This is a genomic window from Pseudomonas sp. Irchel 3A5 (assembly GCF_900187575.1).
GTDB lineage: Bacteria > Pseudomonadota > Gammaproteobacteria > Pseudomonadales > Pseudomonadaceae > Aquipseudomonas > Aquipseudomonas folii.
On sequence record NZ_FYDU01000012.1, the window covers coordinates 119,792 to 134,418 of the forward strand.

Genomic DNA, 14,627 nt, shown 5'->3' on the forward strand with positions numbered 1-14,627 from the left:
TTTTGATCCTTAAAGGGAGTGCTGCGACGCCGTGCCCAAGGCAGCCATTTGAGCTGCCGCTAAACGCATGACTGAGGTGCCTGATGGCCTTCTTGAATATCTTGCGAAAACGACTTTTCGGCCTGCTACTGGTTGTGATTGGCGTCTCCGTGATCACCTTTTCGATTTCCCACCTCATTCCCGGTGATCCCGCGCGGCTTATTGCCGGGGATCGGGCCACCGACGCGATCGTGGCCAATATCCGTCATCAGTTGGGGCTGGACTTGCCGCTGTACCAGCAATATGGCCGCTACATGCTCGACCTGCTTCGCGGCGATCTGGGTACCTCAATTCGTACCAGTCGGCCAGTGCTGGAGGATTTGCAGGCGTTTTTTCCTGCCACCCTGGAGTTGGCAATGGCTGCCTTGCTGCTGTCGATCCTGGTCGGCGTGCCGCTGGGCGTACTGTCTGCGGTTTACCACAACCGCCTGATCGATCAGATCGCCCGCACGCTGGCGGTCACCGGGATATCCACTCCGGCGTTCTGGCTGGGTCTGGGCCTGATCGTGTTTTTCTATGGTCACTTGAACTGGTTGCCTGGCAGCGGTCGCCTTGATGACGGGCTGGACCCGCCGGTGACAGTCACCGGTTTTTACCTGATCGACTCATTACTGATGGGCGACTGGGCGCTCTTCAGCAATGCGCTGCAGCATCTGATCCTGCCCGCCGTGACCTTGGGTTTCGTCAACCTGGGAGTAGTCGCCCGGCAGATTCGTTCGGCGATGCTTGACCAGTTGGGCGAGGACTACATCCGCACGGCGCGGGCGTATGGTTTATCGAAGTGGTCGGTGATCCTGCGTCATGCACTGCCTAATGCACTTATCCCTTCGGTGACCGTACTGGGCCTGACGCTTGGTGACTTGCTCTATGGCGCGGTGCTGACTGAAACAGTATTCGCCTGGCCGGGGATGGGGGCTTACGTGGTCAAGTCCATCGAGGCTCTGGATTTTCCAGCGGTGATGGGCTTCGCAATCGTTGTCTCCTTCATTTATGTGTTGCTCAACATGGTTATCGATCTGCTTTACCGCTTGATCGATCCGCGCATCAGCGAGGTCAACTGACATGACGACACCACTCACTCCCTTGAGTGTCGCACCCGTTGCGCAGACTGCAGGCTGGCGGGACCGGCTGAGCTTTTTACGCTACCAGATCGGGCGCAGCCCGCTGACCATTGCTGGCCTGGCGATCACCTGCATAGTGCTCCTGTGTATGATTTTCGCGCCTTGGCTGGCTCCCCATGATCCCAACGCGGTCAACCTGGCTCATCGGCTGGCTGAGCCATCTGCCCAGTACTGGTTTGGCACCGATGAAGTGGGGCGTGACCTGTTCAGTCGGGTGTTGCATGGCAGCCAGCAATCGGTTGGCGTCGGACTGTTCGTGGCCTTTTCCTCCTGCCTGATCGGCGGCCTGCTGGGCTGTATGTCCGGTGTGATCGGAGGCCGCTTTGACAGCCTGATCATGAGGCTGATGGACATCATGCTCTCGGTGCCTTCCCTCGTGCTGATCATGGCCCTGACCGCTGCACTCGGCCCAAGCCTTTTCAATGCGATGCTGGCGATTACGCTGGTACGTATTCCATTTTATGTGCGGTTAGCCCGCGGCCAGGCGCTGAGCATCAGGCAGATGGGCTACGTCAAGGCGGCGCAGACCTTCGGCGCCGGGCGTTGGCACATTGTGCTCTGGCACGTGGCGCGCAATGCCACGCCGCCCTTGCTGGTGCAACTGAGTCTTGATATCGGCGCAGCCATCCTCATGGCTTCCGCGCTGGGCTTTATCGGTCTTGGCGCACAACAGCCCACGGCCGAGTGGGGCGCAATGGTCGCGACCGGTCGCAAATACATTCTTGATCAGTGGTGGTACTCGACTTTCCCGGGGCTGGCGATCCTTATCACCGCTACGGGATTCAATTTGCTGGGCGACGGCGTGCGCGACTTGCTCGATCCGCGTCAACAGGGGAAATGATCATGTCGACTCTATCTATTGCAAGCCCGAAGCTTGCGGCTGCACCGGTATTGACGATCGATAACCTGAGCATTGAATTCCCGGCGTATCGCGGCACGGTGAAGGCACTCAACGGCATCACGCTGCAGGTGGATCCGGGGGAGATCGTCGGCGTGATCGGTGAGTCCGGTTCAGGCAAGTCGGTCACTGCCATGCTCAGTATGCGTTTGCTGCCGGAGCGCAGTTACCGTGTCAGCGGCGGCAGTCTGCACATATTGGGTCGTGACATGCTGGCGGCCAAAGAGAAAGACCTGTTGAAGGTACGCGGTCGTGACGCGGCGATGATTTTTCAGGAACCCATGACGGCCCTGAACCCGACCCGGCGTATCGGGCGACAGATGACGGATGTGATCATCCATCACCAGCACGTGAGCAAATCCCAGGCGCGGGCCAGAGCTGTCGAACTGTTGCGTGACATGCACATCGCCGACCCTGAGCAGGTGCTGGAAAGCTACCCGTTCGAGCTTTCCGGCGGGATGCGTCAGCGTGTGATGATCGCTCTGGCGTTTTCTTGCGACCCTCAGCTGCTGATTGCCGACGAGCCCACCACGGCATTGGACGTTACCGTGCAGCGTCAGGTTTTGCTTTTGCTGAGAGAAAAGGCCCGTGAGCGCGGGACGGCAATTCTGCTGATCACCCACGATATGGCGCTGGTTTCCCAGTTTTGTGACCGGGTTTACGTGATGTACACCGGCGCTGTGGTGGAGCAGGGGAATACCGCTGCGGTCATGGCTGATCCGCGTCACCCTTACACCCGCGGTCTGCTCAGCGGCTTGCCTGAGCAGGTGCAGCCCGGGGAGGATTTGATGACGATACCGGGCCAGGTGCCAAATCTTTCTGCGCTGCCCGAAGGGTGTACGTTCCGGGACCGTTGTCCGTCCGCGATGGCCAAGTGCGTCGAGCGGCCACCGCTACAGCCCATCAATGGCCGCGAGCTACGTAAAAGTGCCTGCTGGTTGAGCGAACAGGAGCAAGTTTCATGATCAGTACTGCACGTAAACGCCTGCCTGAAGACAACTCGCCGATTCTTTCCCTTGAAGATGTCCGCGTGCATTTCCCTGTGGGCAGCGACTGGCTAGGTCGGGCAAAGGGCGTAGCCCATGCGTTGAACGGTATCGATCTTCAGGTTCATGCCGGCGAGACACTGGGCGTGGTGGGGGAGTCCGGGTGTGGCAAAAGCACCCTGGCGCAGCTGTTGATGGGGCTGATCAAACCCACAATGGGTCGCATGGACTGGATTTATAACAATGCCCACGAGTTGGGCAGTAACGTGCAGATTGTTTTTCAGGATCCGCAGTCTTCGCTGGATCCTCGGTTACCGATATGGAAGGTCATTACGGAGCCACTGTTCGTCCAGCGTTCAGCGCCGCGACGGGACATGCGTGACATTGCTGCAAAAGTTGCCTCCCAAGTGGGGATTCGTACGGAGTACCTGGACCGTTTCCCGCACCAGTTTTCTGGCGGTCAGCGTCAACGAATTGCCATTGCTCGTGCATTGTCATCCAATCCGGACATCATTGTTCTCGATGAACCCACTTCTGCGCTGGATATTTCGGTACAAGCACAAATTCTTAACCTGCTGGCAGCGTTGCAACGCAGTCGTGATTTGACCTACATCCTGATTTCGCACAACGTCTCAGTGGTACGCCATATGGCCGACCGGGTGGCCGTGATGTACCTGGGCCAAATCGTCGAATTAGGCAGCGCAGCCGAAGTGCTTGAGCGGCCTCAACATCCTTACACTCGTCTGCTTCTGGACGCGGTTCCGCGCCTGGGAGCTCCGCTGGATAACGCATATATTTCGGCGCCTACAGAGTTACCAGGCAACCGTAAACTGCCCTCCGGCTGTTTCTTCCGGGACCGCTGCCCGCAGGCGACAACAGGTTGCGACAGGCCACAGTTGCTGGCCCCCGCGAAAGAGGGGCAGGGGTCAGTCAGGTGTCATCTCATGTCGAGTATTACTTAGACCTGTGCACACTATGTCGCACCTCTACTGAGGTGGATCCAATAATATATTTATCGAGATACTTTCTTTTTACTCGAAGAGTACGTAAAACGCGGCACGGCCTTTGCTAACTTGATCTCAGGCCGTCCCGTTGTAACTCTTTTGTAATGGAAGTATCCGCAATGATGAAAAGTCTGGGTTTCAGCAGAAAGATTCTGCTCGCCGCCGCATTGGTCGTGGTGGTCGCATTTACCTGTTTTATTGTTGTTAACGATTACCGTCAACGCCAGACTTTGAAGTCCAACGTTTTTGCCGAGCTTCAACAACTGGGTGGGTTGACGACCCAGAACATTCAGACCTGGCTGGAAAGCCGCACGCAGTTGCTGCAATCCATGGCGCAGCGGGTCTCGGCGGATGGCAAGGCGATTCCGGATCTGCAGCGCTCCATCGGTATCCCGGCTTACACCGATAACTTCCAGCTCAGTTATTTCGGCGGTACTGACGGCGTGATGTTTTCGGTGCCTGCGGGTAACCGGGCGGCAGATTATGATCCCCGTGCGCGTGGCTGGTACAAGGCGGCGCAAAACGCCCCGGGCACTGTTGTGACCGAACCGTACATTGCCGCTTCTTCGGGCAAGTTGGTCGTGACATTGGCCGCGCCGGTCAAGTACCAGAACCAGTTCATCGGCGTTGCCGGTGCTGACATCTCTCTGGAGAGTATTACCAAGACCATCAACTCGCTGAACTTCGGCGGGCATGGTTATGCATTCATCGTCAGCGGTGACGGCAAGATTCTGATTCACCCGGACAGCAAACTTATTCTGAAGAACATCAGCGAAGCCTATCCGACCGATACACCGAAGATTACTGCGGGCGTGACTGAAATCGCGTCCGCCGGTAAAGCGGAAATCATGTCGCTGACCAAGGTAGAAGGCGTTTCTTCGGCTAACTGGTATGTGGCGCTGGTACTGGATCAGGATGCGGCCTACGCCATGCTCGGCGAATTCCGTACGTCAGCGATTACTGCGATGGTCATTTCCGTGGTGATCATCATTCTCCTGCTGGGCATGTTGATCAGCGTGCTGATGCAACCGCTGCATCAGATGGGGCGCGCCATGCGTGACATCGCTGATGGGGATGGCGACCTGACCAAGCGTCTGGCTATCACTTCACAGGACGAGTTCGGCGAATTGGCGCAGTCATTCAACCGATTCGTTGAGCGTATTCACGGCTCCATACGCGAGGTGGCTTCCACGGCCGGCCAGTTGGGCGATGTGGCAATGCGAGTGGTGAAGGCTTCCAACTCCTCCATGACCAATTCCGACCAGCAGGCCAATCGTACCGAAAGTGTCGCAGCGGCGATCAACGAGCTGGGTGCGGCTGCCCATGAAATTGCCCAGAACGCGGCACGCACTTCTCAGCAATCTGCCGATGCCAGCCAATTGGCGGGTGATGGTCAGCAAGTTGTACAGCAGACAATCAGCGCGATGAACGAGCTTTCGGCAAAGATCAGCGAGTCCTGCGCGAACATCGAGAACCTGAACGGCAAGACGGTAAATATCGGTCAGATTCTGGAAGTGATCACCAGTATTTCCCAGCAAACCAACCTGCTTGCACTGAACGCTGCGATTGAAGCGGCGCGTGCTGGCGAAGCAGGGCGTGGCTTCGCGGTGGTGGCCGACGAAGTACGCAGCCTTGCACACCGCACTCAGGATTCGGCGCAGCAAGTGAAGAAGATGATCGAGGAACTGCAGATCGGCGCTCGGGAAGCGGTGGTCACCATGACCGAAAGCCAGCGTCAGAGTGAAAGCAGCGTGACCGTCGCCAATCAGGCCGGTGAGCGGTTAAGCAGCGTCACTCGTCGTATCGATGAAATCAACGACATGAACCAGTCCGTAGCCGCTGCGACCGAAGAGCAGACAGCGGTGGTTGAGTCGATCAACGTCGATATTACGCAGATCAACACGCTCAACCAGGAAGGCGTCGACAACCTGAAGCTGACGCTGGATGCCTGCTCGTATCTGGAAGAACAGGCTGCACGGTTGCAGCATCTGGTGGGGACTTTCAGGATTTGATGTGAAGAGTAAGGCTTGAAACCGGATCGCCGTTATCGCGGGCAAGCACCGCTCCCACATTTGAAATGCAATCCCATGTGGGAGCGGTGCTTGCCAGTGATAAGGGCCACTCGGTCTAACTCAGCAATTCTGCAAACGCTTTGTCCGCCTCCAGCACGGCGGGCAATCCGGCAAACAATGCATCCAGATTGACCCCTTCAGTCAGCGGCCCTACCACCGCCTGTTGCGCCTCTGGTGTAGCGCCGCCGTGGGCTTCGAGCGCATCGGAAACCAGCATCGCCTGGGCCACGATACGCGGCAGTGGCGCATTGCCTGGGGCTTGTAGCGGTTTGGCCTGATACGCGATGGCTTGTTGGATCACCTCGGGCAAATGCCAGCGACGGGCCAGCTCTTCACCCACTTCGGGATAACCAAAACCCAACTGCACCGTTTCATTGGCCGCGCGCCCCGGTGTCCCCGTCTTGCTCGCTGCATTGATGCGCTCGGCGACTTCCGGCGCGCCTGTCTGGATCAACAGCTCGCCGATGTCATGCATCACACCGCAGGTAAACGCGATCTCCGGATCTACGCCGCTCTGTTTTGCCAGCATCCGGCAGATCCCGGCTACCTGAAAACTCTTCAACCAAAAGCCTTTAAGGTCAAAGCTCGGCCCGGCCTTGAACGCGCCCGTCACCGCCGAAGCCAACACCAGGGTGCGCAGCGTGTTGAAGCCCAGACGCATCGCCGCGTCTTCAATGCTGGATGACTCCCGGGAGCCGCGAAACCGGGCCGAGTTGGCCAGACGGAGGATCTTCGCCGAAATCACCGGATCCTTTTCAATATTGCGAGCAATGCTTTCCAGGCTGGAAGAAGGGCTGTCGAATTGCAGGATCAAATCCTGAGCAACTTTCGGGATGCTGGGGAGGCTATGCAGGTTGGCGAACAGCGTTTCAATACTCATGGAAGACTCACCTATTTTTCCGTCCTGAAACAGAACGATAGGTGATATTGGCGAGCCTGCACGGCTAACGATCGTTAAATGCGTGAAACAGTCAGCAAATCCGGTGTCTCTGATCTGCTTCGTGGGACTGGCTTTAGCCGGGAAGAGGCCGGGACAGACGACCTTCATCGGCAGAAATACCGCCTTCCCGGCTAAAGCCGGTCCCACGTCATCAGTGAGTCCTGTGGGACGATGCCGGCGACTGGTTCTTTCAGACATACCGCGTCATCGTTTATCGCGAGCAAGCTCGGCTCCCACAAAAAACGCGTTCCAGTTCGGGCGGGAAATAGTTAAACCGTCACCGGCGTAACCAGCTCACCCTCTTCGATATAACGGCTCAGATTGGCGAACACCAGATCGGCCATGGCTTTGCGGGTCTCATAGGTGCCGCTGCCAATGTGCGGGGTCAGGACGACCTGGTCCAGGGCCAGCAACTCGGTCGGTACGTTGGGCTCATCCTCGAACACATCCAGCCCGGCACCGGCGATTTCACCCGCCTGTAGCGAGGCAATCAGAGCCTTTTCGTCCACGACCGTGCCGCGTGCAACGTTGATCAGGAAAGAATCCGAACCCAGCGCCTTGAGCACCGAAGCGCTGATCAGCTTTTCGGTATCGGCACCGCCCGGCACGATCACCACCAGATAATCGCTGACTTTGGCCAGTTCGTGGAGGTCGGCGTAATGGGTGTAGGACACATCCGGATAAGCCTGGCCGCGACGGAAATAGGCAATGTTCATGTCGAACGCTGCGGCGCGAGTGGCGATGGTTTTACCAATTTTTCCCAAGCCTACGATGCCGCAGGTCTTGCCCGCCAGATCACGACCCAGCGGGAATTTGCCGTCTGGCCATTTACCTGCCCGTACAAAACGCTCGGCTTCGCTGATCTTGCGGCTCACACAGAGCATCAGCGCGAGTGCAGTTTCCGCGACAGCCTTGTTCAATACATCCGGGGTGTTACTGAATTTGATGCCGCGGCCTGACAAGTAGTCGATGTCGATCGCGTCGTAACCCACGCCGAAGCTGGTGACCACTTCAAGATTGGGCAGACGATCCAGCACCTGATTGTCGGTGCCGTACACGGCGCTGGTGACGATGGCGCGAATCTTTTCACCGTGGGTGGAGAGCCAAGCCTCCAGGTCCGCGATCTCCCAGCGGTTGTGCACGGTAAAGTCCCGGTCCAGCGCTTCAGTGAGAGAGGCGTGCATCTGGCCCCAGACCAGTACTTCGGCTTTGCTTTGAGTCATAGTGGATCGCTCGTCATTTTATTTTTGAGAAACATGAAGGCATGCTTAGCGTCATATGTCATCGTACAACTTCGCTCTGATCATATACGCATGGTGCCGTCATTCAAGTCTGAATGTTCGATCCGAAGCCTGGCGATGGGTTCAGACAACCTTCTAGCCAACTACTTGCCGACCTTTCGGCCCCGTTTCCAGAATCAACAGCGCGAGCACGATAGCGAGCACGATGCCACCCAGCAACCAGGCGCCGGCAGCCTGGAATATGGGCAGGGTCAAGACGCCGCCCATGGCCATACGCGCAAGCAGGTAACCAAAAACCGGCGTGAGCAGGGCGCTGAAGGTAAAGACTAGGAAGTTGATGGCACCGGTGGCACTGCCTTTGACGTTGTCGGCGTTGACTTCCTTGATGATCGAATAGGGGATCATCGCTGCACCGGAACCGATACCCAACAGCAGCCCGAACAGATAAGGCGGGGCAATTCCGGCAGGCAAATACAGGATCGCCGCGCTGGCGATCAGCATCAGCGATGCGCCACCGATCAATACCGGCTTGCGTCTGCCAATGCGGTCGGAAATATAGCCGAGCAACGGGCAACCAATGACCCAGCCCAGGGGGATCATGCTGCTGCGGTTGACTGCTTCGCCGTAGCTGACCGCGAGACCGTCACGTAGAAACGGCACGCCCCAGATCATGTCGCCAATCGTCGTCGGCAGAAACAACAGGCCCGCCGTGAAACCGCATAGCCAGGACTGCGGATTACTCAGGACCTGCTTGTAGGGCGTCAGCACCGAACCCAGTGAGTTGCTGCTGCCCGCAGGCCTTGGGTCGTGGCCTTTGGGAGTCATGCACAGCACCAGTATGGCGATCACGAACAGGCAACCGGCAGCGATGAACCAGAACTGCTGCCACGGGATAGTCCCGTGAACAATCGGGCCCACGGCGAATTGCCCGGCGAAACCGCCCATCATGCCGAAGCATTGAGTGAAACCGACGGCAGTGGCCAGATACCGGGGCGGGAAGCCATGGGTTGCCAGATATACGGCGCCTATGAAAGCACTGGCCGATCCAGCGCCTTGCAGCAGGCGGCCAATTTGCGCGACTTGCAACTCCCCCAGCCCGAACAACGCCGCGCCTGCTGCAACCATCAGGATGCCCGCCGGGATCACGTACTTGGCACCCAGCCTGTCCAGTGCCGCGCCCGCAATGATCGAGAAAATCGAGTAGGTGTAGTAATACAGACCGACCAGCGCACTGACGGCCACCACGTCGCGGCCAAACGCTTCGGTCAACTCCGGCATCATCACCCCCGGCGCGGAACGCAGGGCGTATTGCACAAAGTAGAAGAGGGCGCAGAACAGCCAAGCGATCACGAACCCCATGTGCAGCGGTTCGGAGCGGACGGACAAATGTGCGGCTGACGCAGGAGGCATGAGGATGGCCTTGGTGGAGGGGCAATGGACCTCAGCCTAGACGCTTTTCGTGATCCGAAAGCTGCGTCGGATCAATGGATGGGCAGTGAAGCAGCTCATACCATGCAATTCGCAGCAAACGTAGTCCCCTGTAGGAGTGACCGGGGTGGCGATCCACATTGCTCGCGATAGCGTCATGTCAGACGATAATTTATCGACAGAAAAATCGAATCGCGAGCAAGCTCACTCTCATCAAACAAATGCAAATCAATGGATTGAAATGCATTTTCTGCAGGAGCTGCCGAAGGCTGCGAAGCATTTCTCCTGATACACCGTGATCGCTGCCTTCGGCAGCTCCTACAGGTCCAATATTTGCTGCGCGACACAGAAAGACATGACCAAAAAAAGGCGCTCGCGAGAGCGCCTGAAACACCTTGATTGCAGAGCGGGAGCTTCCAAGGCGGTGTTGCTAAACCCTTGGATCCCTCTTCACAGAACGCTAAGCGGGTACTCGACAATCACCCTGACCTCATCAAGGTCTGACTCGAATGCAGTCGCACGGGTGGTGGCTTGTCGCACGCGCAGTGACAGGTCCTTCAGGTTGCCGGTCTGCACGATGTATTTCGCTTCGATATCCCGCTCCCAGCGCTTCTGATCGGTGAGTGGATTGCCATCCGAATCCCGGCGCATGTAAGTGCTGTTGGCATTGGAGTAGTCGGCATCGGTGCCTTTACCGTAGCGCGTCATGAATGACAGGCCGGGTACCCCGAACGTTGTCATGTCCAGGTTGTAAGTGACCATCCACGAGCGCTCTTTCGGTGAGTTGAAGTCGCTGTACTGGATAGAGTTCGCCAGGTAGATCGAGTCGGACTGTCTGAGGTAATCGAAGTCGTCGTCGCCTTCATTTCGCTGGTGCGAGAGGGCCAGGGTATGAGCGCCATACTGGAGGCCGATTTTTGCGCTCCAGATGTCATTGTCGAATTCCCCGAGGAGCTTTTTGCCTTCGTCGGTGGCGTTGTAGTAGTTCAGGCTGCCGGTCAGCGCCAGATTATCCGAGAGCGGAAGCGTGTAAGAGGTCGATGCATACGTCTGATCCCAGGCGTCTTTCAGCCTGCTGGTGTACAGCCCCAGACTCAAGCGGTCGGTGGCATTGTAATCGCCCCCGAAATAGGCGACCCACGGAGCGTTGACCGAACCTGCATAGAACGTGGCGAAGTTGTCGCGCATGCCGCTGGAGGCTGGCTGGCTCATTGAGTGAAGTCGGCCACCCTGAAGGGTTAAACCGCTGATACTGGTGTTGGTCGCTGTCACGCCGCGAAAGCTTTCAGGCAGGAGTCGCGAGTCGCCAAAAGAAACCACCGGGGTCGACGGGAAGACATCTCCGACCTTTACAACAGTGTCGAATGCTCGGGCTTTCAGAGCGCCGCCGACTTTGCTGTATTCGTCTTCGGCCTCGCCATCACCGTCGACCGGAAGCACATCGAAGGAGCTGCGTCCGCCGTTACGGCCATCGCCTGTATCAAGCTTGATGCCCAGCATGGCAAAGGCGTCGACACCGACGCCAAACGTACCCTGGGTGAAACCCGATTCGAATTTGCCGATAACGCCTTGTGCCCACGCTTCGGAATAGCCATTGCCGGTAGGGCTCGACTCGCCTTTGCGATGGTCGCGGTTCATGTAAAAACTTCGATTGAGTACGGTCAAGGTACTGCCTTCGATAAACCCTTCCTTTTGCTCTTCTGCAAAAGCAGCAAGCGGCGTGACACTCGCAAGGGTCGATAAAACGGCCACAGTCATTTTGTTGAGGTGAGTCATAGTCGCTCCGTTCAAATCGGCAGATTTCTTATGTGTCGACCTGGCTTTTTTTATAAATTCGAGCGTTGCCAGTGGGCACAATCTTGACGAGTTGAAGATAACGACGAGATGGTTGAAAGATTACAAATGTGCAATGAAGCGTTTATGTTCCTGAGACAGCAAGTGGTTGGTTACTGCTGACAACCTGATGCGACCGGTAACTGTGTTTATTTATTGCATCAGCCTTCGACCCAATGCAGCGAGGCCGGAAGGCTGGTATTGCATTCAGCCGGGTGCGTTGGTCGGTGGCTCGCGGTCGGCAGGATGATTGACGCCGTCACTGGTCTTGATCTGCCCCAGATCATAGGGATTCACGCCTTCCAGGCAGCCCAGATTAAAGCCGTACTGGTCCGGTGAGGAGCGCCGCTGGTGATGGGTGTAAATCCCGCAGTTACCGCAGAAATAATGCTTCGCTGTGCGGGTATTGAATTGATAGAGCTTGAGCTGGGTCTGGCCCTGAATGACTTTGACACCGTCCAGCGCGACCGACGCAACGATGGCACCTTTGCGGCGGCACATCGAACAATCGCAGCGCCGAGGATCGACAATGCCGTCGGGTAAATCCAGCTCCAGTACCACCGCGCCGCAATGGCACGATGCACGATGTTTGGGTTTTATTTCAGTGGGGCCGACTTTCTTGATCACGGGCTGTTCCTCCTGAGGTAATTCAACAGGGTAGCCGTTTAGAGTGGATGGTGCACATGTTGGCCAGCAGACACAGTTTCCGCGAACTCATTTACAAAGGGGCCGGTATACCGCCGGACTTGTGGGAGATTCTATGTCTGTCTGCAAGCTGATTGACGACGTGGGACCGGCTTTAGCCGGGAAGAGGGCGGGGCAGGCGATGAATCTTCATCGCCAGAAATACCGCCTTCCCGGCTAAAGCCGGTCCCACGTCATCAGTGATTCATATCAGGCAGATTGCACCCAGCCTCACCGCGAGTAAACGTCACCCAGCAATGGCAGGCCAGCCAACATGTTTTTCAGCGCAAGCGCGTCCCAAGGCAGATGCTCTGCGACACCGATCCCGACCACATCCACGACGTTTGCCACCTCGCGCAGCAGGCGCACAACTTGATCCATGGTCATCTTGCCTTGAGCGATCCCTTCAAAGGTGTCATCCGGGACGTTGGGTTGGGCGAATAGCAGTGAACGAAACAGGCTCGGATCCAGCACATCCAGATCAAGGTGGATAGCCAGGTGCCTGACCCCTGTCTCCTTGAGCCATGTCAGCACCGGTTCGCTGGTGTTCGCCAGGTCAGCAGGACTCGCGCTGCGAAGGCCGAGGCGCTTGATGGTGGCGGTTTCGACTTCCATGGTTTCCTGCAGACCGGCATACATGACATTCGCCGGTTTCAGCGGGCGCTTCACTGCCCGGGCAAAGTCCGGGTCCCCCTCGCCCAGCAGGTTCCCCAGCACCATGGCGTGCGCGTGCTCAAATTCCTTAGGGGTCAGAACGTCAGGGTGGGCGTCGACCCAAAGCACTGCCAGCTCACCGTCGTATCGTTCATTGAGATAAGCAAAGGGGGCAAGGTCGACCAGGCAGTCGCCGCCGAGCACAACCATGCGGTCCGGTTGATGTTTCTCGATCAGTTGCTGCGCATGGTTCAATTGCTCAACCAAGGCCTGACGAGCAACGATACCGTTTTCGTTTTGCAGCGTTTTGCCATCGGGCTCAGGGACATGCACTTCCTCCACGGGGCCGTTCGCCTCGGGAGCGAGCCATGACAGCAATTGAGCGCCGAAGAAATACGGGGCGTTGTTGCCACCTTGCCACTGCGGGAATAACAGACGTAGGGTTTTATCTGAGGCGTTAGCCATGTGTTCACCATTAGGTTGGCTAAGTTGAATCGTTGATTGGTTTCAATCGGCGCAAATCTCCACCGCGCGCTGTTGATACTGCGCGTGAAAGAAATAAGTCGCTTTGCTGCAACTGCCAGGTGCTGTGCTCAGAATGCCAAGTGTGATCAGGCTCGATGCAGCAGTTGCTGAGGGGAGATGCCGTAGGCTTGTTTGAACGCCCGGCTGAAGTGCGAGAGGTTACTGAAGCCAAAGCTCAATGCGGCGTCGCTGACGTGCGTGAACGACTTTTTCAGCAGGGCATCATGGCAAGCGGAAAGGCGCTGCTGCCACAGCCAGCGAATGACCGTGGTGCCTTCCGTGCCAAAGAGTCTGTTCAATGTTCTGGGCGACATGTGCACGGCGGCGCAGATGCTTTCCACGCTCATCCCGGTCTGGCCAAGATTTGCCAGAATGTGCTGTTTTACTCCGGCAAGCTGCTTGTGCCGGTGTGATGCCTGTTTAGGCGTCAGGGAGCCATACGCTGTTTCGAACGCGCTGGACAACACGTCCAGCAGCGCCCCATTGAGCCGGTCGCCGATGGCAGCATCAGGCGTCTCGGCCTTCCACATCTCAAGCAGCATTGATTTGGCGAGCCCTCCCAGCGGGGAATGGCTCTCCAGTGTTCGGCTTAAAAAACCTTCGTAATGGGGAATATGCGTCAGCAGCAGTGAACGCGGCACCGCGAGCACGATCTGATCGTCGCCAGCGGGAAGCGTGCAGGTGAAGGGTTGAGCGCTGTCGTATAAAACGATGTCTCCAGGACGTTGACGCGAAGTTCTGCCGGACTGGCTGATGTAGGCTTCCGGGCACAAGGTGAGTGTCAGGAAAAACGTGCCATTGCCCCAGTTGTCTCGGGGACGTTTGTACTCCACCGGCAGGGATCTGATCCGGCTGAATAACACGCTGCCTTTGGTCGCGACGTCCAGTGAGCCATCGAACAGCTCATCTGTTAACTGGCGGTTCGTGGTGGGTGTGTAAGTCGAGCAGACGACATCTTGCCAATAATCGAAACGCTCCTTGGCATCAATGTGTGAAGTGGGAAAGACAATCGCCATGGGCGCTCCGGTAAACAAGCCGACAAAACTTTGCAAATCACCGTATCAGATATTTGGCAAAGCGGAGGCATGCGGCGACGTGATGCAACTGGATGCGTCTCTGGCTGCGAGGTTTTCCATTGGAACTACAGCAGGCCTCCGTTGATGGTCAGAGGTTCTTTAGTCAAACGATCCATCATGGCCTGC

Annotated in this window: 12 protein-coding genes and 1 pseudogene; 6 read left to right on the top strand and 7 right to left on the bottom strand. The window is 57.2% G+C overall.

What is annotated here, in order from left to right:
• Positions 1-83: 83 nt before the first annotated feature.
• The 6 genes and pseudogenes from CKW31_RS19990 to CKW31_RS30470 all read left to right on the top strand — a co-directional run bounded on the left by CKW31_RS19990 (position 84) and on the right by CKW31_RS30470 (position 6,060).
• A complete protein-coding gene (locus tag CKW31_RS19990) occupies positions 84-1,100 on the top strand; it encodes an ABC transporter permease (RefSeq protein WP_095098945.1) in 1,017 nt (338 codons plus the stop codon).
• Between the two features lies 1 nt (position 1,101).
• Positions 1,102-2,001, top strand: a complete 900-nt coding sequence (ddpC, locus tag CKW31_RS19995; protein WP_095098948.1) for a D,D-dipeptide ABC transporter permease — start codon at positions 1,102-1,104, stop codon at positions 1,999-2,001.
• Between the two features lie 2 nt (positions 2,002-2,003).
• A complete protein-coding gene (locus CKW31_RS20000) occupies positions 2,004-3,023 on the top strand; it encodes an ABC transporter ATP-binding protein (RefSeq protein ID WP_095098951.1) in 1,020 nt (339 codons plus the stop codon).
• Entirely contained in the window at positions 3,020-4,006 is a 987-nt protein-coding gene (locus CKW31_RS20005; RefSeq protein WP_095098954.1) for an ABC transporter ATP-binding protein, read from the top strand. Before CKW31_RS20000 ends, CKW31_RS20005 begins: the two co-directional genes overlap by 4 nt.
• A gap of 164 nt (positions 4,007-4,170) precedes the next feature.
• Positions 4,171-5,202 (top strand): annotated as a pseudogene (locus tag CKW31_RS30465) (cache domain-containing protein); the annotation flags it as partial.
• A 93-nt stretch (positions 5,203-5,295) separates the two neighbouring features.
• Positions 5,296-6,060 carry a methyl-accepting chemotaxis protein gene (locus CKW31_RS30470; RefSeq protein WP_371856791.1) on the top strand — a complete coding sequence of 255 codons (765 nt, stop codon included), beginning with the start codon at positions 5,296-5,298 and terminating at the stop codon, positions 6,058-6,060.
• 115 nt (positions 6,061-6,175) lie between these two features.
• Here CKW31_RS30470 and CKW31_RS20015 read toward each other — a convergent pair whose 3' ends face one another.
• The 7 genes from CKW31_RS20015 to CKW31_RS20045 all read right to left on the bottom strand — a co-directional run bounded on the left by CKW31_RS20015 (position 6,176) and on the right by CKW31_RS20045 (position 14,441).
• A complete protein-coding gene (locus CKW31_RS20015) occupies positions 6,176-7,000 on the bottom strand; it encodes an HDOD domain-containing protein (RefSeq protein WP_095098957.1) in 825 nt (274 codons plus the stop codon).
• A gap of 329 nt (positions 7,001-7,329) precedes the next feature.
• The gene (locus CKW31_RS20020) at positions 7,330-8,283 is read right to left on the bottom strand and encodes a 2-hydroxyacid dehydrogenase (protein ID WP_095098960.1); all 954 of its coding nucleotides are present in this window, start codon (positions 8,281-8,283) and stop codon (positions 7,330-7,332) included.
• A 153-nt stretch (positions 8,284-8,436) separates the two neighbouring features.
• The gene (locus CKW31_RS20025; RefSeq protein ID WP_095098963.1) at positions 8,437-9,711 is read right to left on the bottom strand and encodes an MFS transporter; all 1,275 of its coding nucleotides are present in this window, start codon (positions 9,709-9,711) and stop codon (positions 8,437-8,439) included.
• Positions 9,712-10,179: 468 nt separating this feature from the next.
• On the bottom strand, positions 10,180-11,487 hold the full coding sequence (locus CKW31_RS20030) for an OprD family porin (protein ID WP_371856793.1): 1,308 nt from the start codon (positions 11,485-11,487) through the stop codon (positions 10,180-10,182).
• A 282-nt stretch (positions 11,488-11,769) separates the two neighbouring features.
• The gene (locus CKW31_RS20035) at positions 11,770-12,189 is read right to left on the bottom strand and encodes a GFA family protein (RefSeq protein WP_027902769.1); all 420 of its coding nucleotides are present in this window, start codon (positions 12,187-12,189) and stop codon (positions 11,770-11,772) included.
• A gap of 288 nt (positions 12,190-12,477) precedes the next feature.
• On the bottom strand, positions 12,478-13,365 hold the full coding sequence (locus tag CKW31_RS20040; RefSeq protein WP_095098968.1) for an arginase family protein: 888 nt from the start codon (positions 13,363-13,365) through the stop codon (positions 12,478-12,480).
• A 146-nt stretch (positions 13,366-13,511) separates the two neighbouring features.
• Positions 13,512-14,441, bottom strand: a complete 930-nt coding sequence (locus CKW31_RS20045; protein WP_095098971.1) for a helix-turn-helix domain-containing protein — start codon at positions 14,439-14,441, stop codon at positions 13,512-13,514.
• Positions 14,442-14,627: the final 186 nt, after the last annotated feature.